The sequence below is a fragment of the Steroidobacter flavus genome, assembly GCF_042651805.1.
Taxonomy (GTDB): Bacteria; Pseudomonadota; Gammaproteobacteria; order Steroidobacterales; family Steroidobacteraceae; genus Steroidobacter; species Steroidobacter flavus.
Genome location: NZ_JBHSDU010000014.1, coordinates 124,245 through 147,387, shown reverse-complemented (window position 1 = coordinate 147,387; position 23,143 = coordinate 124,245). Strand labels below are relative to the sequence as shown.

The following is a 23,143-nucleotide window of genomic DNA, read 5'->3' as shown; positions in this document are numbered from 1 at the left end:
GGCATTGAAGAGCATTGATTCGATCACGCGCCGCCGGGCGCTCGGGCTGGGCCTCGCGCTGGGGGTTGCCGGCTGCGCACCCAAAGCTACAAAAGAGCTGGAGCGCATGACTGCCATCGGACGGCCGTCGATGTTCGACTGGAAGCTACATGCGCCGGAGGAAGTGGGCATGTCCCGCGCCGGCCTCGAGAACGTGCGAGCGGCGATCCGGAAGTATGTCGATAAGAACGAAATTACCGGTGCGGTCGCTGCGATCGCTCGTCACAACAAGCTGGTTTGGTACGAGGCCCAGGGTGTGCGGGATGTAACCACGGGCGAGCCCATGCGTAAGGACGACCTGTTTCGAATGATGTCCTCCACTAAAGTCGTCACGGCAGTCGCAGTGTTGCAGATGATGGATGAAGGCAAGCTGGCGCTGGACGATAAGGTCAATCGCTTCATTCCGACCTTCAAGGATACGAAGGTCGCGGTGACGCCGCCGAATGCCAAAGAGGCCTCGCAAGTGCAACTGGTGCCGGCGAATCGGGATATCACAATCAAGGACCTGCTGACTCACACGTCCGGATTGTCGAGTTCCGGTGAAGCGTCATTGGTCAACAAGATCGAGCGCAGGCCCGATGACACCCTCGCCGATTACATCCCGCGGCTGGGATCGGCGGCGTTGGATTTTCAGCCGGGCTCGAAGTTTCGGTACTCGCCCCTGGATGGTTTCGACGTCCTGTTGCGGATCGTCGAGATTGCTTCTGGCATGCCGGCGGATGCGTTCTTGCGCGAGCGACTGTTCGAGCCGCTCGAGATGCGGGACACGTATTTCCACGTTCCGCCTGAGAAGCAGGAGCGCATCCTCACGCTCTATGCTCGCAAGGAGGGCGCGTGGAGCGCTCAGCCGTCCCTGTTGGGACTCGGGCCAAAATATATCTGCGGCGCCGGTGGGCTATTCAGCACCGTGCGTGACTTCATGCAATTCGAGGCGATGTTGCTGAACAGGGGCTCTCTCAACGGACATCGCATTCTCAAAGACCAAACCGTCGCGCTGATGTCGAGCAATCAGGTGGGTTCGATGTTCGCCGAGTGGTTCCCGGCCATGACCGCCGGGCACGGCTTCGGCTTGAGCGTCCGTATCGTGGAAGATTCCGCGAAAGGCTCTGGCCGCAGCGTCGGTGCCTTCGGTTGGGGCGGCGCGTACGGAACGGAGAGCTGGGCGGACCCAGAGCTGGATGTAGCCGCGGCGCTCTTCATTCAGCAGCCGGTTACCGCGGTTCAGCACGATTTCCAGCGGGCGCTGCGCGATGCGATCGTCGATCGGGCCGCGGTGTGAATCAAATGTTCTCGAGATGCATTTTGATACTTGGGGGAAATCTGTGATGTCGTTACGTTTCTTGGCTCTCGGTCTAGCTGCGATGTCGCTGGGTGTGTCCGCCCATGCATCCGGCACGTCGTGCGAGCAACTGAAGCAGCTCCCGCTCAGCGACACTTCGATCGAAGGTACGGTCGTCCCTGCGGGTGAATATAAGAATCCCGCGGCTGCGTATATGCCCGCCATCGCATTGCCGGCGCATTGCCGGGTTCGGGGCACGATCAAGCCCACATCGGATTCGGATATCAAGTTCGAAGTGTGGCTGCCGCTGCAACAGTGGAATGGCAAGCTGCAAGGGAGTGATAACGGTGGCTTCGCGGGCTCGATCAATGTGCCCGCCCTGGCGATTTCCGTAAAGCGTGGCTACGCCGGTGTGTCCTCGGATACCGGGCACGTCGCCAGCGTCGCCGAAGATGCGTCTTGGGCCAAAGGTCATCCCGAGAAAGTCGTCGACTTCGCTCATCGAGCCATTCACCTGATGACGGTGAATGCCAAAGCGATCGTCAACGCGTTTTACGGACAAGCGCCGAAGCGTTCGTACTTCGCTGGCTGCTCGAACGGCGGACGACAGGCATTGATGACGGCGCAACGCTATCCGGATGACTATGACGGAATCGTCGCGGGCGCGCCGGCGCACGACTGGACGCACCTGATGATGTCATTCGCGTGGAACACCAAGGCGTTATCGGCCCCTGGTGGGTTCATTCCGGGAACGATGGCGCCGGCGATCCAGGCGGCGGTCAACGAGCAATGCGATGCTCTCGACGGGGTAAAAGATGGCTTGGTGGCCGCCCCGCAGTCCTGCACGCTCGATCCGAACAAACTGCTGTGCACGGCTGGCAAGTCCGAAGCATGTTTGACGCCAACGCAAATGCAAGCGCTGCAGGCTATTCATCGTGGGCCACATACATCCAAGGGGGTTCGCTTGTATCCTGGGTTTCCGCCGGGCGCGGAAGTCGGCGCGCCGCTGCCCGGCATGGGTTGGGACGGTTGGATCTTCGGCCAGGAGCCAGGCGGGACGGGGCAGGGGCGTTTCGCTCTGAACTTCATGCGTTACATCGTGACAGGCGATGAGGGTTGGCGAGTCACGGCGTTCGATCCGGACAAGGATGCCTCAACCATCGATGCTCGCTTTGCCCCGATATTCAATGCAACCGATCCAAACTTGAGTCGCTTTGCCGCGCGCGGCGGCAAGCTGATCCTGTTCCACGGCATGGCGGATCCGGCGATTCCCGTCGGCAGCAGCATCGACTACTTCGAGTCAGTGGGCCGCAAGATGGGCGCACCGGAACGAGACAAGGTCGTGAAAATGTTTCTGGTGCCTGGCATGCAGCACTGTGTCGGCGGCCCCGGTCCCAGCATCATGGGTGGCCTGGGCGCGGCTGTGCAGCCTCCGGATCCGAGCACCGACCTTTCGGCCGCACTGGAGACGTGGGTGGAGCAGGGCAAAGCGCCCGAGAGCGTGCGTGTCATCAAGCCGAAGAAGCTGGCCGTGGCATTCGCTGACCCGCGGGCTGCCGGGGTGGAGCGCAGCGGACTGCTGTGTGCCTATCCGAAGCGCGCGAAATGGAACGGTACAGGAGATGCGAGCGATGCCGCGAGCTACGGCTGTGTATCTGAGAACTAGAAGAAAGTAACTCCACCTGGCTGGGGCGGGCCTGCGACGCCCCGCAATCGCCGGGCACGGCTTACATAAAAACAAGCTAGACTGCTTGTAAGATTAATGCTAAAAATTTGGCTGTCACTGGGACTCCCGGCCCGGCCGGGGCGCTCGACTGAAGTCCAATTGAGATTGCATAAAGATAGGCGCGTACGCGCCAGGGGGAGAAGATGTTGAAGCGTACATGGGGTGCATTGCGCACATCGTGGCTGCCGGTGTGCAGCTTGAGCATGCTGGCGCTACCGGCGGCGGCGCAGACCACGGACAGTGCGAACGCGCTCGAGGAAGTGGTCGTTACGGCACAAAAACGCACCGAGAGCATTCAAGACGTGCCGGTGACCGTGACTCTGGTCAGCGAGGAGTTCCTGGCCCAGAAAAACATTACGGCCGTTGACGAGTTGTCCCGCGCGGTTCCCGCGCTCAGCGGCAACAACGGCAACTACGGCATCCGCGGCGTGGCAACCGGCGGCTTTACCGTCTCCTCGGAGCAGGCGGTTGCGACGGTGCTGGACGGCGTCGTCATGGGGCGCACCAACATCAACAACCTTTTCGACATCCAGCGGGTAGAAGTACTGAGCGGTCCTCAGGGCATGCTGTTCGGCAAGAACGCGTCCGCCGGTGTCATCAATATCGTGACGAATGCGCCCAGTCTGTCGGAGTTTGAGCTCATCGGCTCGGTGGACTTCGGCAACTTCGAACGTGAGCGCGAGCGTTTGACGGTGAATGCGCCAATCGGCTCGACCGCGGCTCTGCGACTGAGCTTGCAGAACAACAGTCAGGCCTCGCCGATTCGCAACGTTTTGACGGATACCCGGGGTGAAAGCGAAAGCTATGGCGGGCGGCTGCGATTTTTGTGGGAGCCTAGTGACAACCTGTCACTGAATCTGATTGGCGATTGGGAGGAAACGCGAAACAACGGCGAGTCCACATTTGCTTTCTCAGTCGCCAGTCGCCCCGCGGTGGTCAACGCATTAGCGGCCTGCGGCATCGTCGCCGATCGCAGAAACCGTGAGGTTTGTTCTGAGGGCGTCTACAGGAACAACAGCGAGCATCGCTACGGCGCGTCGGCTCAAGTCGACTATACCTTGCCGAACGACTATGTGATCACGTCGATCACCGCCCAACGCGAAACCACTTATGGTCCGTCGAATTTCAACGGCCTCGGCGGCGACACAGATACTCTCCCGATCAACATCCTGAGCACGAACATGCCCTCGGGTGAGGACAAGAATTTCAGCCAGGAGATTCGGTTTACTTCTCCCGCCGGTCAGACCGTCGAGTTTGTCGCGGGTCTGTTCTACTACGACAACAGCACGGAATCGAACTCCATTCAAGCTGGCCGCCTGGGCTCGTTCGCGCCCCTGTTGGATGCAGCCTTCTATCCCGGCGCCGTGACCGCGCGGTCATATAACATTAATGTGGACTCCGACGGCTGGGCCGCATTCGGTCAGGCAACCATCCATGTGACCGACAAGTGGTCGTTGATCGCGGGAGGTCGCTATACCGAGGAAACGCTCTCCGCAGTCTCGCACCGCGCAGACGCCGCCGCGCTCGCCAGCCGCGGGTTTGTTTATTTCCCGGCATTCTCGGGAACGTTCCCAAACGTCGATCAGGGTGTGGATACAGACAATTTCTCGTGGCGTGCGGGCGTCCAATACGACTGGACGCCCGATGTGATGACGTTTGCAACCGTGGCTCGCGGCTACAAGGGACCTGCGGTGAACGATCTGGCCGTGGTGTCCGATCCGTCGCTGGTCATCATCGACGAAGAGATTCCCACCAACTATGAGATTGGCATTCGCGCCAATATTTTCGACCACCGCATCTTCGCATCCGCGACGGCGTTCCACACCAAGGTCGACAATTTCCAGACTCAGGTGTATGTGCCATCGAGCGCAACCAATCCGGTGCCGGGCTTTGCGAACGGCAACGCGCCGTATATCACGACTCAAGGCGTCGATATTCAGATGTTCGGACGCATTACCGATGGGCTGACGTTCAACACGGGCGTCATCTACACGGATGCAGAGTACTCGGATAGTTTCGTCGTAGCATGCAGCAGCTATCAGACAGCGACTGCTACTTGCCCAGCTGGTGGCACGACACGGTCTATCGACAATCTGGCGAATGTCTCGGACTGGCGCGTTCTGGTGGGCGGGGAATACGCACGGCAGGTGGGTAGCTTCGAGCTGTTCGTGCAGAGCGACCTGGTCTACGAGACCGGCTACAGCATGAGCGCCTCGCCCGATCCCTTCCTGGTGATGCCCGATCGGACCTTGCTGGGCGCGCGGCTCGGCGTGCGTTCACCCGATGGTCGTTGGGGGGTGAGCCTGTGGGGACGCAATCTGCTCGACAACTACTACCCGACCCGATCGCCCGATCCACTGGGTGGCTTCAACGGCGGCGGTAGCACGTCTTATATCTCCACCCAGACCAGCAATCTGTATCGCACGTACGGCATCGCCGTCGACTTCCGAATGTAAGAGATCGGGGCGCGCTCGGCTTTGTCGTCGAGCGCGCGACCTGTGTTGTTTGTTGAGTTCCGTAGCAAAGATGAGCCCGAATCCCAGAGCGCTGATCGCGTTCGACAACGATTGGTGTTTCTTAAGTTCGGATCATCCGGAGGCTGAGCGGCCCGAGCTGGATGACTCGGCGTGGCGGAGGGTCGACCTGCCGCACGATTGGAGCATCGAGGATCTGCCCGGCGCGCCGAAGACAACAGCGCCCTGGACGCCGCCGGTCGCGACCTGGACGGTCGCGCGAGTTCCGGCTAAACCCAGTAACGTGCCGATCCGGACTGCGTCGTGGCCGGATCCATCAGCCGACGGGCCTCCTTTGCGCGTCGGTCCGTTCGATCCGAATGCGAGTGCCAGCACCTGGGGTACTGCGTGGACGGTCGGCGGTGTGGGTTGGTATCGCAAGAGCTTTACCGCACCCACCCACTCGGCACAGGACAGAGTCGAGATCCGTTTCGACGGCGCATTCGGCGAGACGGAAGTGTGGCTCAACGGAACGAAGCTCGGGTCGAATATATATGGCTACGGCGCTTTCAGCTTCGACATCACCGCACAGTTGCGACCTGGCTGGCCCAACGTAGTCGCAGTCCGCGTCGTCAACGAGCGGGAAACATCGCGTTGGTATTCCGGCTCCGGCTTGAATCGACACGTCTGGCTGACTGTGACCGGGCCCGTGCGCATCGCTCCTTGGGGTGTGGCTGTCACCACGCCGAACATTGACAGCCAAGGTGCGGACGTTCAGATCGACGTCGATCTGAAGAGTCACCTGGCGGAAGAGACCATCGTCGATATCTACGCGCGACTCCGGGACGCGACGGATCAAGCTGTTGGCGAAGGACACGCGCGCGTGTTAGTTCACGCAAGTGGGACAGGGCAGGGACGGGTCGCGGTACGAGTGGCCGAGCCGAAGCTATGGGGACCGGAACATCCGCACCTGTACTCGGCGGACGTTTCCTTGGTGGTTCAGGGGCGAGTCATCGACAGTTCGTCCGTGCGTTTCGGGGTGCGCTCTGTCGCGGTCTCCGCCACGCACGGTCTCACCATCAACGGCGAGCAGGTAAAGCTCAAGGGAGCCTGTGTTCACGCCGATCACGGCATCCTCGGCGCGGTAGCCATCGATCGAGCGGAAGTACGCAAGGTCGAGCTGCTCAAGCAGCACGGTTACAACGCGATTCGAGTCGGGCACCATATGTTTCCTGCCGCGTTCCTCGATGCTTGCGATGAGCTCGGGATGTTGGTGGTCGACGAAGTGTTCGACGTTTGGGAGCTGCCCAAGTTTCGTAACAACGACTACTCCAAACACTTCAAGCAGCACTGGCGTAATGACCTCGAGCGGATGATCCGCCAGGATCGGAACCATCCCAGCATCATTTTCTGGAGCATCGGCAACGAGATTCCAGAGCGTAACGCGCCGCGCGGCGTCGAGATTGCCGCTGAGCTGCGCGAGGCCGTGCTCGCGTTAGATGCATCTCGGCTCATCACGGCGGGAATCAATGGCCCACCCGGTAGTGAAGGCGAGCCGGCCCGTCGCCACTTAGACGTGGTCGGGTACAACTACATGCAGAAGTATCTCGACGCGGACCACGACGCCTATCCAGACGTCGTGTTCATGCTGACGGAGCAGTGGGCCAAGGACATTCACGATGGCTGGCGCAAAGCGCAGGCATGCCCGTGGTTTATCGGCGAGTTCGTCTGGGCAGGCATCGAGTATCTGGGCGAGGTGGGCGCGGGCTCGTCCATGCTATTGCCCGTGGGTACACCGCCGCCGACGTCGCCTTTGCCTTTCACAATGTTTCTTTGGGACTACCCGGCCTATCTCTCCGGCTGCGGCGAGATCGACATTCTGGGGCGCCGCAAGCCGCAAGGTTTGTATCGCGACGTGCTTTGGGAGCGCAGCGCCCTCGAACTGCTCGTTCAGCGACCGACGCCGCCGGGTACGTACGAATGGCTCTCCGACTGGGGCTGGCACGACGAGCTCGAGAGCTGGACCTGGAACTCGCCGGGCCAGACCGTCATCGTCAGAGCGTACACACACGGAGACGAAGTGCGCTTGATCCTCAATGGACGAGAGATCGGCCGTAAACCGGTCACCCGCGCGGACAAGCTCACGGCGGAGTTCGAGATTCCTTACGAGCCGGGCGAGCTCGTTGCCATCGGGTTCCGAGGCGGCCAGGAGATCGGTCGAAAGAAACTGGTCACCGTGGGAGCACCGGCCACTGTGCGTCTGAGGGCTGAGCGAACAAATATCGCAGCGACCCCGAACGATCTTGCGTACGTGTTCGCTGAAATCCTGGATGCGCAAGGACGGATCGTTCCCGACGCGGCGGTGCCGTTGACCTTCGCAATCGAAGGTCCCGGGCGGCTGCGAGCGACGGGCTCGGCCAATCCGCGGGGGCTGAAAAGCTTCAGCGATCCAAACTGCACGACCTTTCATGGCGAGGCGCTTGCCATCGTTCAAGCCACCTCACGATCCGGAAGAGCGGTGCTTCGTGTGAGCTCTCCCGGCTTGAGCTCGGACTCGCTGGATATTGAAATCGGCTGATATGGAATACGCATGACTGAGCCCCATCCTCCGCGTCGACTGCGCTCGCAGGCCTGGTTCGACAATCCGGACAACATCGACATGACCGCGCTCTACCTGGAGCGCTATTTGAATTTCGGTCTGTCGTTGGAGGAGCTGCACTCCGGAAAACCGATCATAGGCATCGCTCAGACCGGTTCGGATCTCGCCCCATGCAATCGGCACCACATGGTGCTCGCGGAGCGGGTGAAAGAAGGCATCCGAACCGCGGGCGGGATTGCGTTGGAATTTCCCGTTCATCCGATTCAGGAAACAGGCAAGCGTCCCACCGCGGGGCTCGATCGCAATCTCACTTATTTGGGACTGGTCGAGACCTTATATGGATATCCGTTGGATGGCGTCGTGCTCACCATCGGCTGCGACAAGACCACGCCGGCGTTGCTCATGGCGGCCGCCACGATGAATATTCCCGCGATCGCGCTATCCGTCGGGCCGATGCTCAACGGTTGGTACAAAGGCGCGCGTACCGGTTCGGGCACCATCTTCTGGAAGGCTCGGGCGATGCTGGCGGCCGGTGAGATCGATCGCATCGGCTTCACCAAGCTGGTTGCTTCGTCGGCGCCTTCGACCGGCTACTGCAATACCATGGGCACCGCGACCACGATGAACTCCTTGACCGAAGCTCTGGGAATGTCGCTGCCGGGCTCGGCGGCCATTCCCGCGCCGTATCGCGATCGGCAGGAAGTGGCGTATGTCACAGGGCGCCGGATCGTCGAGATGGTGCACGAGGATCTAAAGCCGTCGGACATTCTCACGCGTGACGCGTTCCTCAATGCCGTCGTCGTGAACTCTGCGATCGGCGGCTCAACGAATGCGCCGATCCATCTGAATGCGCTCGCCGCTCACATGGGAGTGCAGCTCAACCTCGCCGATTGGCAGACGTACGGCGAGGACGTGCCGCTGTTGGTGAATATGCAGCCGGCGGGGGAATACCTCGGCGAAGACTACTACCGCGCAGGCGGTGTCCCGGCCGTCATCGCTCAGTTGATGTCACGCGATCTCATCCGCACGCATGCGAAGACGGTGACGGGTCGAGCGATCGGCGAGCTGTGCGCGAACGCAAAGATTGAGGATGAAGCAGTCATTCGTCCCATCAGTCGGCCGATGGCCCAGCGCGCCGGCTTCGTCGTCATGCGCGGCAACCTCTTCAACAGCGCCATCATGAAGACGAGCGTGATATCGGCCGAGTTTCGGGAGCGTTATCTCTCGAATCCCGCGGACCCCGATGCGTTCGAAGGAACTGCGGTGGTGTTCGACGGCCCGGAGGACTACCACGCACGGATCGACGATCCGTCGCTGAACATCACCGAAGACAGCATTCTCTTCATGCGTGGCTGCGGTCCGATCGGATATCCGGGCTCCGCGGAAGTGGTGAACATGCGGCCGCCTGACTATCTCCTGCGCAAAGGCGTGCGACAGCTTCCATGCGTCGGTGACGGGCGTCAGTCGGGCACTTCTGGCTCGCCTTCCATATTGAATGCTTCACCCGAAGCGGCCGCCGGTGGTGGGCTTGCGCTGCTACGTACGGGAGATCGGATTCGGGTCGATCTACGCAAAGCGCGCCTCGACGTTCTGGTGCCGGCGGAGGAAGTCGATCGTCGTCGGATGACCCTGGAAAGGGAAGGGGGTTACCGATATCCACCGAGCCAGACACCCTGGCAAGAGATCCAGCGCAAGCTGGTGGGCCAGCTTGAACATGGCGCGGTGCTCACCGATGCGATCGAGTTTCAGAAAATCGCGCAGACGCGTGGCATCCCCCGGGACAATCATTAACCGCGCTTGAAGCGCCTGCTTTGGAAGATTTCGATGAAGTTATTGCGCTATGGACCCGTCGGCCAGGAAAAGCCAGCACTGCTGGATCCGAGTGGGACGATCCGTGATCTTTCGGCTCACATACTGGACATCACGCCCGACGCGTTGACGCCGGTGAGTCTGGCTCGTTTGTCCGGTATCGATCCGTCGACGCTGCCGGCCGTTACCAGCAGCCCTCGATACGGCGCGCCGCTCAACGGTGTCGGCAAGTTCATCGCGATCGGGCTCAACTTCTCCGATCACGCGGCGGAGTCGAACATGCCGATCCCGAGCGAGCCCATCGTGTTCACGAAGGCGACGACGTGCATTCAAGGGCCAAACGATGACGTGATGATCCCCAAGGACTCCAAGAAGACGGATTGGGAAGTGGAGCTCGGTGTGGTGATTGGCTCTACGGCGCGCTATGTGGATGAAGCGGACGCGCTCTCTCACGTGGCTGGCTACGTCGTCGTCAACGACGTTTCGGAGCGGGAGTATCAACTGGAGCGCGGCGGCTCCTGGGACAAGGGCAAAGGTTGTGACACCTTCGGTCCGATTGGTCCCTGGCTGGTGACCGCTGACGAGGTGGGTGATCCGCAAGAGCTCGATATGTGGCTGGAGCTGAATGGTCAGCGCATGCAAACCGGCAACACGCGGACCATGATCTTCGGCGTGGCCAAACTCGTCAGCTACTGCAGCCGGTTCATGACCCTCGCGCCGGGAGACGTCATCACCACGGGCACACCGCCCGGCGTGGGCATGGGGATGAAGCCGACGCCGATGTTTCTGAAGGCCGGTGATCGCATGCGACTGGGCATTGCGAAGTTGGGCGAGCAGCAGCAGAGCGTGATCGCGTATCGATCGGCGGCCGGCTGAATCGATGGCGAGCGACATGCACAAGGAATCGCAGATGTTCAAAGACCGCTTTTGGGGTCGTACCGCCGTGATCACCGGTGGCGCTTCGGGAGCCGGTAAAGCTGCCGCAGCCCGGCTGGTGGCGGAGGGCGCACGAGTTGCGCTTTGGGATCAAAACCAAGAGGCGCTGATTCAGGCGCAAGCGGAAGTTGGCGCGACATCGACGCACGTGGTCGATGTCGCGGATCCGCTGTCTGTGCAAGCGGCGGCCGAAGCTTCGCACGCCGCACTATCGAGAATCGACTTGTTGGTGTGTTCAGCGGGCATCACTGGCGCAACCGCCCCGGTACGCGAATATCCGATCGATAGCTGGAACCGGGTGATCTCGGTGAATCTAAACGGCGTCTTTCATGCCTGCCGGGCGATCGTGCCCTTCATGATCGCGAACAAGTATGGTCGCATCGTCAATGTGGCCTCGGTCGCCGGCAAGGAAGGCAATCCGAATGCATCCGCCTATTCCGCATCGAAGGCGGGTGTCATCGCCTTCACGAAATCGCTCGCCAAGGAGCTCGCCACCACCGGCGTGCTGGTGAATGCAGTAACCCCGGCCGTGTTCGTGACGCCGCTGCTGGAGCAGATGCCGCGCAGCCAGGTCGATTTCATGAAAGCCAAGATTCCGATGGGTCGGTTCGGCGAGGTACCGGAGGTCGTCGCGATGATCTCCTGGCTGCTGAGCGAGGAGTGCAGCTTCTCGACCGGCGCGGTGTTCGATATCTCAGGAGGGCGAACGACGTACTGAGAAAGCTCCGTCGCTTCCTCAGTACTGATACAACAATTGTTTCTTTCGCCGGCCATGCACCTTGGCGCGCCTGCTACGAGTCGCTCCGTTTCCGGAGCTATCCAACGTATCACGTGCTGCCGCGCCAGCGGCGATCGCGCCTTTCCTGCGATCGACCAGGGTCAGAAATCCGTCTGAGTCCAGTTGCCCGATGTCTCCGGTGCGAATGAACGGCCTGCCGACCTTGTCGTGCCACCACACTTCCGAGGGCTGAATGGAACGATTCAGATAACCGGTCATCATTTCGGCGGAGCGCCCGACGATTTCACCGGTGTTTCCCGGCGGGACTTCCTCACCGTATTGATCGACGACGCGAATATCGCTGCCTGGCGCGGCCTTGCCCACAGTGTGTAACTTGTCCGGATAGCTCGGAGCGTCGAGCATGCACACACCGCCGCCCTCGGCCGTGCCGTAATACTCGACCAATCCGCCGGGCCAGCGTTCCATGAGCTGCTTTTTTAAAGCGGCGGAGATGGGGCCGCTGATACTGAATTTCTGCCGGAACGAGCTCAAATCGTATGCGGTAAAAATCGGCATCTCCACGATGCGCTGATACTGGCCGGGCATGAGCATGGTATGGGTCGCGCGATGTTTGTGCGCGAGCTCCAGATAGCCTCGTGCGTCGAACCGCGGCATCAACACGATCTTTCCGCCGCCGACCAGCGCTGCGAAGACGCTGACCAGCGTAATGTTGTGCTCGAGAGGTGTTGCACAGAGTGTCACCGCCGACTCGGTGAAATCGAATTCCGCGCCAGCCGCCGACTGTGCCCAACGCATTCCGTGCGATTGGATAACTCCTTGCGGAAAACTGGCGGTGCCGGAGGAGTAGACAATGTTGAAGGCGTCCTTCGGACCGATATCCACGGACCGCGGTATCGATGCGTCGCAAGCCAGCCAGGTGTTGAACCCGGGATTCGCAAGCGAGGAGTCCAGAGCAATACGTTTGATGCCTGCCGACATCGCCGAGATCGTTCGATTGCGGGCGCTGTCCAGGAACAGATGCGTGGCCTGGCAGTCCTCCAGGATGGCGACCAGCTGATCCTTGGGGACATGCGCGGGCAGCGGGGCGACGGCCGCTCCGGCCTGCAGCGCGCCAAGGAACGCGGTCAGGTAGGCGATCGATGATGGCGCGCAAATCGCGACCACGCTTCCTTTGGAAACGCCTTCGCCTTGCAGTGTCGCGGTCACCCGATCCATCGTGGCACTCAATCTGGCGTAATCGATAGCTTCGCCATCGCAGACGACTGCGATGCTGTCAGGACGTGTCCGTGCGTGCTCGCGAACGACGTCTGGGATCGATCGGAACTCCGGCGCAGTAGCACCGCCGTGGGTCTTCTTGAATTCGAGAATCGTCGCCATAGCACACCCATGTAGCTCGCGTGCTTCTTTAGCATGCGACATCTTATCTTGCAATCAGTTGTGATTGTAAATAGTCGATCCAGAATGGTTGCGAAGGCCGGGAAACAGTATGATGTGCTCGTAACACTCCCATCTGCGCCGGGTCGGATTCCTGTCGATCTGAAACTATGTCACGAGCCAATTCTTCCAAGCTGAGCTTCGGCAACATCGTCGGCTATGGTGCCGGCGACTTCGGCTTCAATCTCAGTTTCACGTTCTGCTCGCTGTTCCTGCTGTACTTCTACACCGACGTGCTGGAGCTCAACGCCAGCACCGCCGGGCTGATCATCATGGTCGCGCTGGTGTGGGAGGGGATCTCCGACCCGATCATCGGCTTGATCACCAATCGAACCCGCACACGATGGGGGCGGTATCGGCCTTACATCCTGTTCGGGGCGGTGCCGTTGGGTCTGTCGGTCGTCGCGATGTTTTTGCCGCTCGATTTGCCGGCCGGCGCGCTGGTTGCCTATTGTTTCGCGACTCACGTCGTTTATCGAACGGCGTTCACGTTCGTCAACATCCCTTACATCGCTCTGTCGGCACAGATGACCCAGGACAGCGATACGCGCGGTCAGCTCGCCGCCGCGAGAATGCTGTTTGCGATCGCCTGCGGGCTGCTGCTATCGGCGCTGACGCTGCCGGTGTCGAAGGCGCTCGGCGGCGGCCGGACGGGTTTCTTCCTCATCAGCGTCATTTATTCGGTCGTGGCGACGGCAGTCTTGCTGCTGACGTTTGCCTCCACGCGGGAAGCGATCGATGAATCGGCGCAGGAGCATCCGAACCTGGGCTCGATGCTGGTCACGCTGCGAGTGAATCGTCCATTCATCCTGTTGTTCGTGGCGACTGCCCTGGGGGCGACTGGCTACACCCTGTCTGGTAAAGCGCTCATCTATTACCTCAAGTATTGGGTGGGGGCGGAAGCGATGGTCACCACCGGACTGGTCGTGACCCTGGGAGCGGCGGCGCTGGCGATGATTCCATGGATGATGATCGCGAGGCGTGCGAGCAAACGCCTCGTTTGGCTCGCCGGTGTCGGTCTCAATATCCTTGCTTATATCGTGATTCTGACCTTCGCTCCCCGCGGCGGTCCGATGCTGTGGCTGGTATTGATCGCGGTCGGCATCGGCAACTCGGCATTCATCCTGAATGTCTGGTCGATGCTGCCCGACACGGTCGAGTACGGAGAATGGAAGACCGGCACGCGTGCCGAAGGCGCAAGCTTCGGGCTGATGGCGTTCTCGCAGAAAGTCGCGTTGGGTATCGGGACGGGCCTGGTCGGAATACTGCTGGACGCGATCGGGTATGTGGCCAATCGCCCTCAGTCGCCGGAGACGCTGCAGGGAATCACTTTGTTATACGGAGCGGGTCCGCTCATCCTGTTCGCCGCCAGCCTGGTGGCGATTTGGGCGTATCCGTTAGATGGCAAGACCCATCGCCGGCTGGTGCGCGCGATCGAGTATCGTCGGGTCCGGGCGCGCCGCCAAGCGGTCGCACCGAGCGCAGCGAAGGCGGCCGCCAGCTAAGGTCGGCCCGCTCGATCAGGCGGTCTCCGCCGCTGTTCTTTTCTTCTTCGCCGATTTGTTGAGCGGCTTGCCGGCGGCCTTCGCCTTGGAGCCGATGACGCCCGTCTCGATTCCTGCCCGCAGCAGTCTTTGGAGGAGTTTGACGGCCTCGGTGACGTCCTCGCCCTCGGGAGCGATGACTTGCTGAATGGACAGCCCCCGGATCACGCCCACCATCAAACGGAACAGGGGCGGCGAGATATTCCGGTGCATTTCCTGGCGCAGTATCGCTTTTGCGCTATCTTCGATCCTCGCTTCGACCGGCTTGAGCTTTTCCGCAAGCACTTTGTCACTGCGGGAGCCCTGCAGGATTTCCAGTACCGCGACACCCGGCGGGCGGCTCTGAATTTTCCAAGCCGCCATGGCGTACGCGACCATCCGCTCGTCCGGGTCGCTGACGTTCCGCAGCAGTTCGCGATACATCGCCGTCTCTTCTTCGAACACTGCCTCGACGACGTAGGCCATGAGGTCGGCCTTGGAGGGGAACTGGTGCAGCAGGGCGCCCCGGCTGATGCCGGCGATATCGGCAATCAAAATGGTCGTCGTCTGACCGTAACCATGTTCGAAAAGACATTTGACCGACGCCTCGAGCAGCACCTTGCGGGTGGCGGCGCTGCGTTCGGCCTGGGTCAGGCGGGCCCGTTTTTCGCTCTTGGTTTTTTGCATCATAGGGTTACGGATTTTATTCGGGTCTTCTCTCCGGGTCACGCAATTTCCCTGGCCGCCGCTCCAGCTGCGCCCGGACGCCACGCAGCCGCCTTTCCATCCGCTTTCAGAAAAACAAACAAACTTGACTGTTCGTTATCGGTCTGCTGGGATACTTTGAGGCGGTCCCGCACCGCCTCACAAAAGTCACAACGCGAAAAGGGGGATGGAGAATGGAGAAGATCCGTCGACTGGCGCGCACCGCCAGGTGCTGCCTCGCTTTGGCCATCGCGGCCAACATTGGATTTGTTTCGAACGCAAGCGCCGGCCACCAGCCTGAGCCGGCGCCCCAGCCGGCCTGGTACGTGGATGAAGCCGCTCTGCCATTCACGGCCCTGCCGAATGCCACTGCCTACTATGGCATTCACAAGGGAGCGGGGTATCACATCGAGGTCCCCGACAACTGGAATGGCGAGCTGGTCCTGTGGGCTCACGGCTATGTCGGAGATGCGCTGGCGCTCACCGTCGGTGACCCGCCCATTCGCGAACACTTGATCGCGAAGGGTTTCGCCTGGGCGGCTTCGAGCTTCAGCGCGAATGGCTACAACACCGATGCAGGCGCGGAGGACACGCGTGCGTTGGCGAAACTGTTCGAGCGCAAGGTGGGCAAGCCGAAGCGCACGTACATGACCGGCGGGTCCATGGGCGGCAATGTCACGGCGGTCGCGATTGAGAGGTGGCCGCGTGCCTTCGATGGCGCGTTAGCGATGTGCGGCAACATGGGCGACAACGAGCTGTTCGACTATTTCCAGGATGCGTATCTGGCCGGCGAGACGTTGATTGGGCACACGGCGCAAGTGCCAAGACCCGCGGATTGGGCAACGAACGGTTACCCGATCCTGCGTACGTCGCTAGGCCCGCTCTTCCCGACACAGCTGAATTCGACCGGCCTGAAGTTCAAGGAAGTCATCAAGAATCTCAGCGGCGGCGAACGACCGATCTTCGAGCAGAGCTGGAACGGCGTGCCGATCTCGTTCACCGGCGGAGAATTCATCCTCGGCTTCATGGGAACGGTGCCCGGCGCGGGGAATCTCTTCACCGTCTATCAGTTCGATCAGGATCCCGCCTTATCGCAAGAGGAAGAGGCGTTCAACGACACGATCGTTCGCGTTGCGCCTGATCCTCGCTATCGCACCAGGTATGGCCTGATTCAGGGCACCGCCAACTCGCCACGCATCACGGGACGAATCAACATTCCTGTGTTGAGCATACACACGCTCGGTGACTTGTTCGTGCCGTTCAGCATGGAACAGGTTTACGCACGCCGCGTGGCCAGGCACGGCAAATCGAAGCTGCTGGTGCAGCGAGCCATTCGCGATATGAATCATTGTGTGTTCACCGCGGAGGAATCGATTCGCGCCTTCGACGATCTCGTGAAGTGGGTGAGGAAAGGAGTCAAACCCGCGGGCGATGACGTGCTCGATCCGGCTGTAGTGGCCGATCCGAACTATGGGTGCAAGTTCACGGAAGGTGTGAGCCCGTTTCGTGCGGCCTTGCCGCCGTGCCCAGCTCAGAACTAGGCGCTCGACCACATAACCTACATTGGAGAAGCTCGTGAATATCTTGCGCAGAACGTTGTTGATCTCGATGGCCGCGCTGGGCGTCATGGCGTCTTCCGCCTTCGCCGCCGATGCGAATATCTCCGGCACGTGGAACATGACCACTGAAACGTCTGCCGGTACGGGTTCACCGACGTTCACCCTCAAACAGGCCGGAAAAGAAGTCACTGGCGACTATCAGGGGGCGCTGGGTCAAGCCCCCGTCACCGGCACGGTGAAAGAGAATAATGTCGCCCTGAAGTTCACGGTCAATGCGGGAGGCATGGAACTTACAGTGACGTACACGGGCACGGTCGAGGGCAACACGATGAAAGGCAAAGTGTCGCTCGGCGAACTGGGTGAAGGGACCTTCACCGGTCGGAAGAGCTGATGGGCGGCCGGGGCTGAGTTTACGACTCAGCCTCGGCTTTCAAGGCGCTCACGATTTGCATCGGTCCGGAGCCGTCGGGCTTGATGATGAAGGCGGGCACGGCGGAGTACCGGATGGCAGTCGAGATCGCCGTGTTCTGTCCGGTCTGCGGATCTGGACGCGCGTCAGCGTGGCGTTTGATGGCGTACCACGCCGCGGTCAAGTCGACGTGACTCACGAGCTCGACGCCAGTCGGGTTGGTGGTTATCCACGTGTCGATGGCTTCTTTGATCGGCTTATAGCCGCCAATCATTCCCACCAGCGTGCCATCCGACTCGAGTTTGAGTCGAGCCCGGGCTGAATACAGCGTGAGAACGGGATCGAGGCTCGCCTCCCGCCAGCGGACGTCCTGCGGCGCGATCACCTCGAGCACACCCTTGCTGATCCTGGCCTTCAGCACGCTCGAATGCGCCGGATCGCTCTCGATCTTGTATGAATAATCACCGGCCACATTGCCGTTGCCGTCTTTGACGATGGGATCCTTACTTGTGTAAAGACCCAGCCTCACGTCATCGTCGTTGTTCGGATCCTTGTTGCCGGAGATCAGCATGACGATCGTGAACTTGCCATTGCGCATATCGTCGTTGTGATACTGGCCGCCGAAGGATTTGCCGGGCGGGCCGCGAAACATCTCCCAGCACCCCCAGGCTCGATAGAAGTTGTTGTCGATGCCTTGCTCACCGCCGGTGCCTTTGAAGCCAGTGCGAACATTGCCGTCGAGATTGAATCCCTGCGCCACATTGCCGACAACGGTGCGCATGCCGCGATCCGGCACCGACTCGAGATTGGTATAGACGCTTTCGCCTTTGCGTGGGCCTCGAAGACCGAGGTTCTTCGCAAGCGACAGGTTCTCCGGATTGAGGATGAAGTCCACCTCTTCCTCAGTGCGCCAGGAGGTTTTGAGGATCTTGCGGAAATCCAGTTTCGGCTCGGATCCTTGGGGGCAATCGGGTCCCGGCGAGGAGATCGCTTCGGTCTTGCCACCGAACCAGGCGGCGGGTTCGGTCCACTCCACCACAAACCCGCGCGACCACGGTGCCGCATGGGCATCGGAAGTGTAGATCGCGAGCGAAGTGCAGATGCATGCCAGCGTGGGCGCAATGACTTTCACTGTGTCGTCTCCTACGCGAACAGCTCAGAGAGGGACTTCGAAGTTTGCATGCTGCCGGTGCCGAACTCTCCGACGGGCAGTCCCGCGAGTTGTTGCGCGGTGAGTGTGACGCGTGTGACCGGATCGCCATTGGCGGCGACGTGCTGACCCATCTTGTGTTTGCCGCCGGCACCGCCTGCGAAGAACATCGGGATGTTGTCGATGGAATGAACCTTCGCATAGCCGGACTCGCTGAATCCCATCACCAGCGTATTGTCGAGCAGCGTTCCGTCGCCCTCGCGGACCGCATCCAGCGCGCGAATGAAATCCGCGTATCCCTGGAAGCAGAGGGTCGCCAGTTGGCTGGAGATCGGCTGGTAGCCAAGTTTCGGATCGACGCCTTCGTCATGCGTGTGCAGGTGGTAGGTGGCCGTGTCGCCCGGCAGATAGGCTTCCGACGTCGATCCCGAATGCACTACGTTGAAGACACTCGTCTGATTGCAGGCGAGCGCCATGGCCATCAGTTCGGCCATTAGTTTGTTGTTTTCATTGACGACGTCGATGCCGGCGCTGCGTGGCCGCTCTTCGGGTGCCTGCGGAACTACGCATGCCTCGGCGGGGGCAGGCCGTTGGAGTTGAACTGCAAGACGCTGTTCGAGCGAGCGCACGGACGTGAAATACTGATCGAGCTGGATCCGGTCGGATGCCCCAACGCTGGCCAGCAGCGCGCGGCGTTCGTCACTGATGGCGGAGAGCACGCTTCGATCGACGATCACGGCGGGATCAGGCTTCCATGAACTGCTGTTGGGATCCTGAAAGCCTTCGCCGAACAGACGTTTGTAAAGCGCAAGCGGGCTGGTGTCCGGCGTGTTAAAGCTTCGGCCTGTAGCGGTCGAGTAGCTCAGGCGCTCGTTCCCGAACGGTGTGAGCTGAATGGCTTTGAAACGTGTGCTCTTGCCCAGCGCATCGGCCACTGCCACATCGAAGCTCGGTAGATCAAATGCACCCACAGTGCTTGGCGCCTGGCCTGTCAAAATGCCGCAATGACCGGTCCAGTGCACGATGTTCGAGCGCCCGTCGGGGTTGACACGGAAACCGGAGAGGACCGACACCTTCTTCTTCAGCTCGCCCAGGGATGCGATCTCCGGGGGCAGATCATAGTTTGCACCGATCGTCTTCGGTGCCCAGCGTCCGGGTGTCAGTCCGAGGCCCCAGAAATAGGTGCCGAATCGAGCCGGGCGTCTGGCGCCATCCGCATAGGCTACGCCGTTGCCATCGAGGAAGCAGTCGAGTGCCGGGAGGGCAACACCCACGGTGAGTCCACCGAGCACGCCACGCAGGACGCTGCGCCGATTGAACTTGCGCTTCATGTTCTTTCTCCCGGGGCTGACGTGAGCGAGGCAGGCACGGCGAACGATGCGGGGCTGGCAGCCAGGCGTGCCATCGCGCGAATGACGTTGAATCCGTCCGATATGAATTCCTGGACCATGGCGTCGATCGCGGCTTGGTCTTCGCTGGCTGGCGCACGGCCGGTGTCGAACGATCGCAGGCGATTCACCAGACATGCGGGCACGTTCGGGTCGTTGCGCAAGAACTCACCGAGGCCTCGTGCCCCGTCGATGTGACTTCCAAAGAAGTCGCTGCTGACATCGATCACCGCGCCGTTCTCCTTCAATCGATGCTGACCGATCCCATCGAAGTGTTCGAGCGCCAGGCCGGCCGGATCGGTGAGCATGTGACAGCCAGAGCACATCGGCTCGGAGCGGTGGAAGATCAAGCGGTCACGTACCGTCTTGCCGGTGTTGGCCGCGCTCGATAGTTGGCTCAAATCCACGTCGGCCGGAGGCTGCGGCACGATCACGCATCTGAAGATCTCGTTGATGGCGACACCGCGCTTGGTCGGTGAGCTACGGGCTGGATGCGAAAAGAGCGAGTTGAATGTGACCTGCGTCAAGACTCCGGACTGCCCGGATTCCTCATCGAAGGTGTAGGCCACCCATTCGTCTTTCGTCTTCGCGGCGTACGGTACTCGATAGATCGCGCCAAGGGAGCGATCGATAAAAGTGTCGCGGGTCGTGAAGATCTCTCGGAAGTCTGCGTTCTCCCGCATCACCTGAGCGAGAACGACTCGAAGCGTTTGCTCGCGGGCCGCGGCGGCGACAGCAGGGCTGAACTTCGGGTACTGCGCGGCATCCTTGGTCAGGCCGTCGAAGCGATCGAGCTGCAGATAGTCAGTGAAGAAGGCGCGCACGCCCTGTTGGACACGCGGTGACGCCAGCAGTCGGTCGACTTGGGCCTTGAGCCCGGCTTCCGTCATCAAGTCGCGGTTTTCCGCGGCTGCCAGCAACTCTCTATCCGGAGGCGCATCCCATAACAGAAAGCTGATCCGCGCCGCGCGTGAATAAGGATCGAGCGTCCAGGTTTCGGCCGCTCCGCGGACCACCTCGGCTCGTTCGATTCGGAACAAGAAGTCAGGCGCCGTCAGCAGACTGACCAGCGCCGATTCGAGTCCGCTGCCGACCTTGCCTGTTTGTTCGGCGACATCCGCGGCGAGGGCGATGCGAGGTGTCAGCATCTGTGCGTCAATCGGGCGGCGGAATAGCTGGGTTCCGACCTCGCTGACGATCTGCTTGAGGCAAGGGTCATTGCGCACCTTCGCTGGTTCCGACGGAAGAGCGCAGGTCACCACACGCGATCGGTTCGCTTCGGTCAGTGCTTGCTGGGAAATGCTTCGGGCCGCTGCGAAGTAGCCTTCGAAGCCGTTTGCGGAGATGGTCGCCGTGTCCGCGCCGATTGCGAGCAAGCTGTCGCTGCGCACCTCAGGCTCGAATCTCACGTTGACGATCACGTCGGGCCCGAATACGTCCTTGATTGCAGACCGATACTGACTTTCCGTGAGACGACGGGCTGCCACGATTCGCGTGGGAGGAGGTGCGGGTTGCGCGGTGATCGCGGTTGTTGGTGCACCGGCTTCTATAGAGTCGGATGCACAACCGGCGAACAGCGCCGGCACGAGCGCGACCAGCGAGATAGCTGCGCACCTTGCAACGTGATTCGACGTCATCAATCCCGGATCGACGGTCTTCATTCATCCCCCCGCGTTCGCACCTCATCATCGAGGGCGCGTGACGCCAGGGGATCGATACTAGTTCGCTTCTAACTTGCAATCAACAATGATTGCAAGTTGGAATTGGCGGGCTTCAGCGTGTTGCTGGTCGCGGTGCTTCGCAACTGAAGTTCGCCGCATCGTCGGTGGAGCCGCTGCCTTTGTACTGTGCGATCTTCGGCCAGGCGCAGACCGGGCGGGTCCTCAGCAACTTGCCCGAGCCGGTGTTCATCGAAGTTTCGTTTTCGTATTTGCTGACGACGATGCGCTCCGGGGCGACGCCGCCGTCGACCCAACGATCGAGGATGTCGAGCTTGTCGAAAACGGTGGGTCCCGGTCCGCCTGCGCAATGTGAGACTCCAGGCATCATGAACAGCCGCAGGTTGCCGTCCACGGCGTCGCCCATTCGGCTTCGAACCGCCGCGTAATAGTCCAGGGTTGCGCCTGCGGGAATCAGACCGTCCTCCCAGCCGTGATACATGAGCAGTTTGCCGCCGTGCTGCGTGAACCCGCTAAGATCAGGGTTGGTTGCGTCGATGAGGGCTCCGAGCCGCGACTTGGCGAGCGCGTAGTCCCGTTCCAGTTCGAAGCTTTGCGGAGTGAAGTTGGGATCCTGAGTGACTATCCATTGAAAGAAGGGGATCGGCAGGAGGTTTGCGACGACACCTTTTGCGACAAGCATCGGCTCCCAGCCGGCTTCGCTCCCGACCGCGGCGCCGCTGAGGATCTTTGACCCGCTCGCCGTGCGAGGGCCACGATAGACCTCACGCGCGACGTTCACTTCGGCGCTCGTAAGGCAGCTTGCTTGATCCTGGCCAGACTTGCATTGCAGCTCCGCCGGATCGAACTTACAGGTGAGAGGATCGTTGATCACGCCGTCCTTGACGCCATCCAGCTTATCGCACTTTCTTTCAACAGCAGCCCGCAACAGTTTGGCTTTCGGTGGCAAGCTCGCGCTCTCGGGCAGCCGGTACACTCTCTGGGAATTCCAGAAACCGGAAGTCATGAGTCCCGTGAAGTCGGCTGCCGGCGCTCCCGCGACGATGCCGTCATAGTCGGCTGGATATCGTTGCGCGAGCATCAGTGCTTCACGCCCACCGCCCGAGCAGCCTTGAAAATAACTGCGCTGCGCTGGCTTGCCGTAATACTCCGCGATGACGGCTTTGCCCAGGACGGCGGCGACATGATTGCCGCGATGTCCGAAATCCACGATTCGTTCCGGCTGTTGATAGCCCCATTTGCCAGCGGGCGAAGCGGAGTCGTGGCCGACATCGTCGATGACGCCGGCATAGCCGCGCGCGATCGCAGCCGAATGTTCTTTATCGGAGTTGCGCAACCCACCATTCATCCCGCCGCCGCCGGTGGCTACCATCTTTCCGTTCCACGCATCGGGCAGCCAGACTTCAATCTTGATGTTCGAGTCTGGCACTGGCGAAATCGCCGCGCGCACGCGACACACATCGACGGGGGCGGGGACGGGGCCGCTGAAGTCAGCGCCAAGCGGTTCGGTCTTGGCGATCCGCTGTGCATCTTCTATGAGGGCGCCGCCGAGCTGCTTGCCTTTCAACTGCACGCAGCGATCCGCACTCGCCGAGGGCGCAGCCTGCAAGGCTGACACTGCACCGACGAGCAATGCGGCGGCAGAGATGACACTGCTGAGAACGGGCTTTCGCATGACGATTTCTCCGCGCGCGACCAAGTCGGGCGCTCGATGAG

Annotated in this window: 16 protein-coding genes; 10 read left to right on the top strand and 6 right to left on the bottom strand. The window is 61.0% G+C overall.

The features are described from left to right. Window positions 1-4 precede the first annotated feature (4 nt). From ACFPN2_RS23420 to ACFPN2_RS23390, 7 genes are all read left to right on the top strand, one after another. Window positions 5-1,318 carry a serine hydrolase domain-containing protein gene (locus ACFPN2_RS23420; protein ID WP_380601117.1) on the top strand — a complete coding sequence of 438 codons (1,314 nt, stop codon included), beginning with the start codon at window positions 5-7 and terminating at the stop codon, window positions 1,316-1,318. A gap of 46 nt (window positions 1,319-1,364) precedes the next feature. After that, the gene (locus tag ACFPN2_RS23415; protein WP_380601115.1) at window positions 1,365-2,984 is read left to right on the top strand and encodes a tannase/feruloyl esterase family alpha/beta hydrolase; all 1,620 of its coding nucleotides are present in this window, start codon (window positions 1,365-1,367) and stop codon (window positions 2,982-2,984) included. A gap of 203 nt (window positions 2,985-3,187) precedes the next feature. After that, window positions 3,188-5,500 carry a TonB-dependent receptor gene (locus ACFPN2_RS23410; RefSeq protein WP_380601113.1) on the top strand — a complete coding sequence of 771 codons (2,313 nt, stop codon included), beginning with the start codon at window positions 3,188-3,190 and terminating at the stop codon, window positions 5,498-5,500. A 70-nt stretch (window positions 5,501-5,570) separates the two neighbouring features. Beyond that, the gene (locus ACFPN2_RS23405; RefSeq protein ID WP_380601111.1) at window positions 5,571-8,075 is read left to right on the top strand and encodes a glycoside hydrolase family 2 TIM barrel-domain containing protein; all 2,505 of its coding nucleotides are present in this window, start codon (window positions 5,571-5,573) and stop codon (window positions 8,073-8,075) included. 12 nt (window positions 8,076-8,087) lie between these two features. After that, entirely contained in the window at window positions 8,088-9,887 is a 1,800-nt protein-coding gene (locus ACFPN2_RS23400) for an IlvD/Edd family dehydratase (protein ID WP_380601109.1), read from the top strand. A gap of 33 nt (window positions 9,888-9,920) precedes the next feature. Then, window positions 9,921-10,781: a fumarylacetoacetate hydrolase family protein gene (locus ACFPN2_RS23395; protein ID WP_380601107.1), complete on the top strand. Its 861-nt coding sequence runs from the start codon at window positions 9,921-9,923 to the stop codon at window positions 10,779-10,781. A 16-nt stretch (window positions 10,782-10,797) separates the two neighbouring features. Continuing rightward, window positions 10,798-11,559 carry an SDR family NAD(P)-dependent oxidoreductase gene (locus ACFPN2_RS23390; protein ID WP_380601105.1) on the top strand — a complete coding sequence of 254 codons (762 nt, stop codon included), beginning with the start codon at window positions 10,798-10,800 and terminating at the stop codon, window positions 11,557-11,559. A gap of 18 nt (window positions 11,560-11,577) precedes the next feature. On the opposite strand, the gene ACFPN2_RS23385 is transcribed toward ACFPN2_RS23390, so the two are convergent. Next, window positions 11,578-12,957, bottom strand: coding sequence for a class I adenylate-forming enzyme family protein (locus ACFPN2_RS23385; RefSeq protein WP_380601103.1), 1,380 nt, complete (start codon window positions 12,955-12,957; stop codon window positions 11,578-11,580). Window positions 12,958-13,124: 167 nt separating this feature from the next. On the opposite strand from ACFPN2_RS23385, the gene ACFPN2_RS23380 reads away from it, so the two are divergent. Then, window positions 13,125-14,519 (top strand): MFS transporter, encoded by a 1,395-nt coding sequence (locus ACFPN2_RS23380; RefSeq protein WP_380601102.1) that lies wholly within the window; start codon window positions 13,125-13,127, stop codon window positions 14,517-14,519. Window positions 14,520-14,534: 15 nt separating this feature from the next. Here the strand turns inward: ACFPN2_RS23380 and ACFPN2_RS23375 are convergent, their stop codons facing one another. Further along, complete coding sequence (locus ACFPN2_RS23375) at window positions 14,535-15,227, bottom strand: TetR/AcrR family transcriptional regulator (RefSeq protein WP_380601100.1); 693 nt, start codon at window positions 15,225-15,227, stop codon at window positions 14,535-14,537. A gap of 209 nt (window positions 15,228-15,436) precedes the next feature. On the opposite strand from ACFPN2_RS23375, the gene ACFPN2_RS23370 reads away from it, so the two are divergent. Continuing rightward, window positions 15,437-16,783, top strand: a complete 1,347-nt coding sequence (locus ACFPN2_RS23370) for an alpha/beta hydrolase (RefSeq protein ID WP_380601098.1) — start codon at window positions 15,437-15,439, stop codon at window positions 16,781-16,783. 34 nt (window positions 16,784-16,817) lie between these two features. After that, window positions 16,818-17,192 (top strand): hypothetical protein, encoded by a 375-nt coding sequence (locus tag ACFPN2_RS23365; protein ID WP_380601096.1) that lies wholly within the window; start codon window positions 16,818-16,820, stop codon window positions 17,190-17,192. Window positions 17,193-17,211: 19 nt separating this feature from the next. Here the strand turns inward: ACFPN2_RS23365 and ACFPN2_RS23360 are convergent, their stop codons facing one another. From ACFPN2_RS23360 to ACFPN2_RS23345, 4 genes are all read right to left on the bottom strand, one after another. Beyond that, window positions 17,212-18,342 (bottom strand): hypothetical protein, encoded by a 1,131-nt coding sequence (locus tag ACFPN2_RS23360; RefSeq protein ID WP_380601094.1) that lies wholly within the window; start codon window positions 18,340-18,342, stop codon window positions 17,212-17,214. A gap of 11 nt (window positions 18,343-18,353) precedes the next feature. Then, window positions 18,354-19,691 (bottom strand): DUF1552 domain-containing protein, encoded by a 1,338-nt coding sequence (locus tag ACFPN2_RS23355; RefSeq protein WP_380601092.1) that lies wholly within the window; start codon window positions 19,689-19,691, stop codon window positions 18,354-18,356. After that, entirely contained in the window at window positions 19,688-21,409 is a 1,722-nt protein-coding gene (locus ACFPN2_RS23350; protein WP_380601090.1) for a DUF1592 domain-containing protein, read from the bottom strand. Before ACFPN2_RS23350 ends, ACFPN2_RS23355 begins: the two co-directional genes overlap by 4 nt. A gap of 112 nt (window positions 21,410-21,521) precedes the next feature. Beyond that, complete coding sequence (locus ACFPN2_RS23345; protein WP_380601089.1) at window positions 21,522-23,102, bottom strand: DUF6351 family protein; 1,581 nt, start codon at window positions 23,100-23,102, stop codon at window positions 21,522-21,524. Window positions 23,103-23,143: the final 41 nt, after the last annotated feature.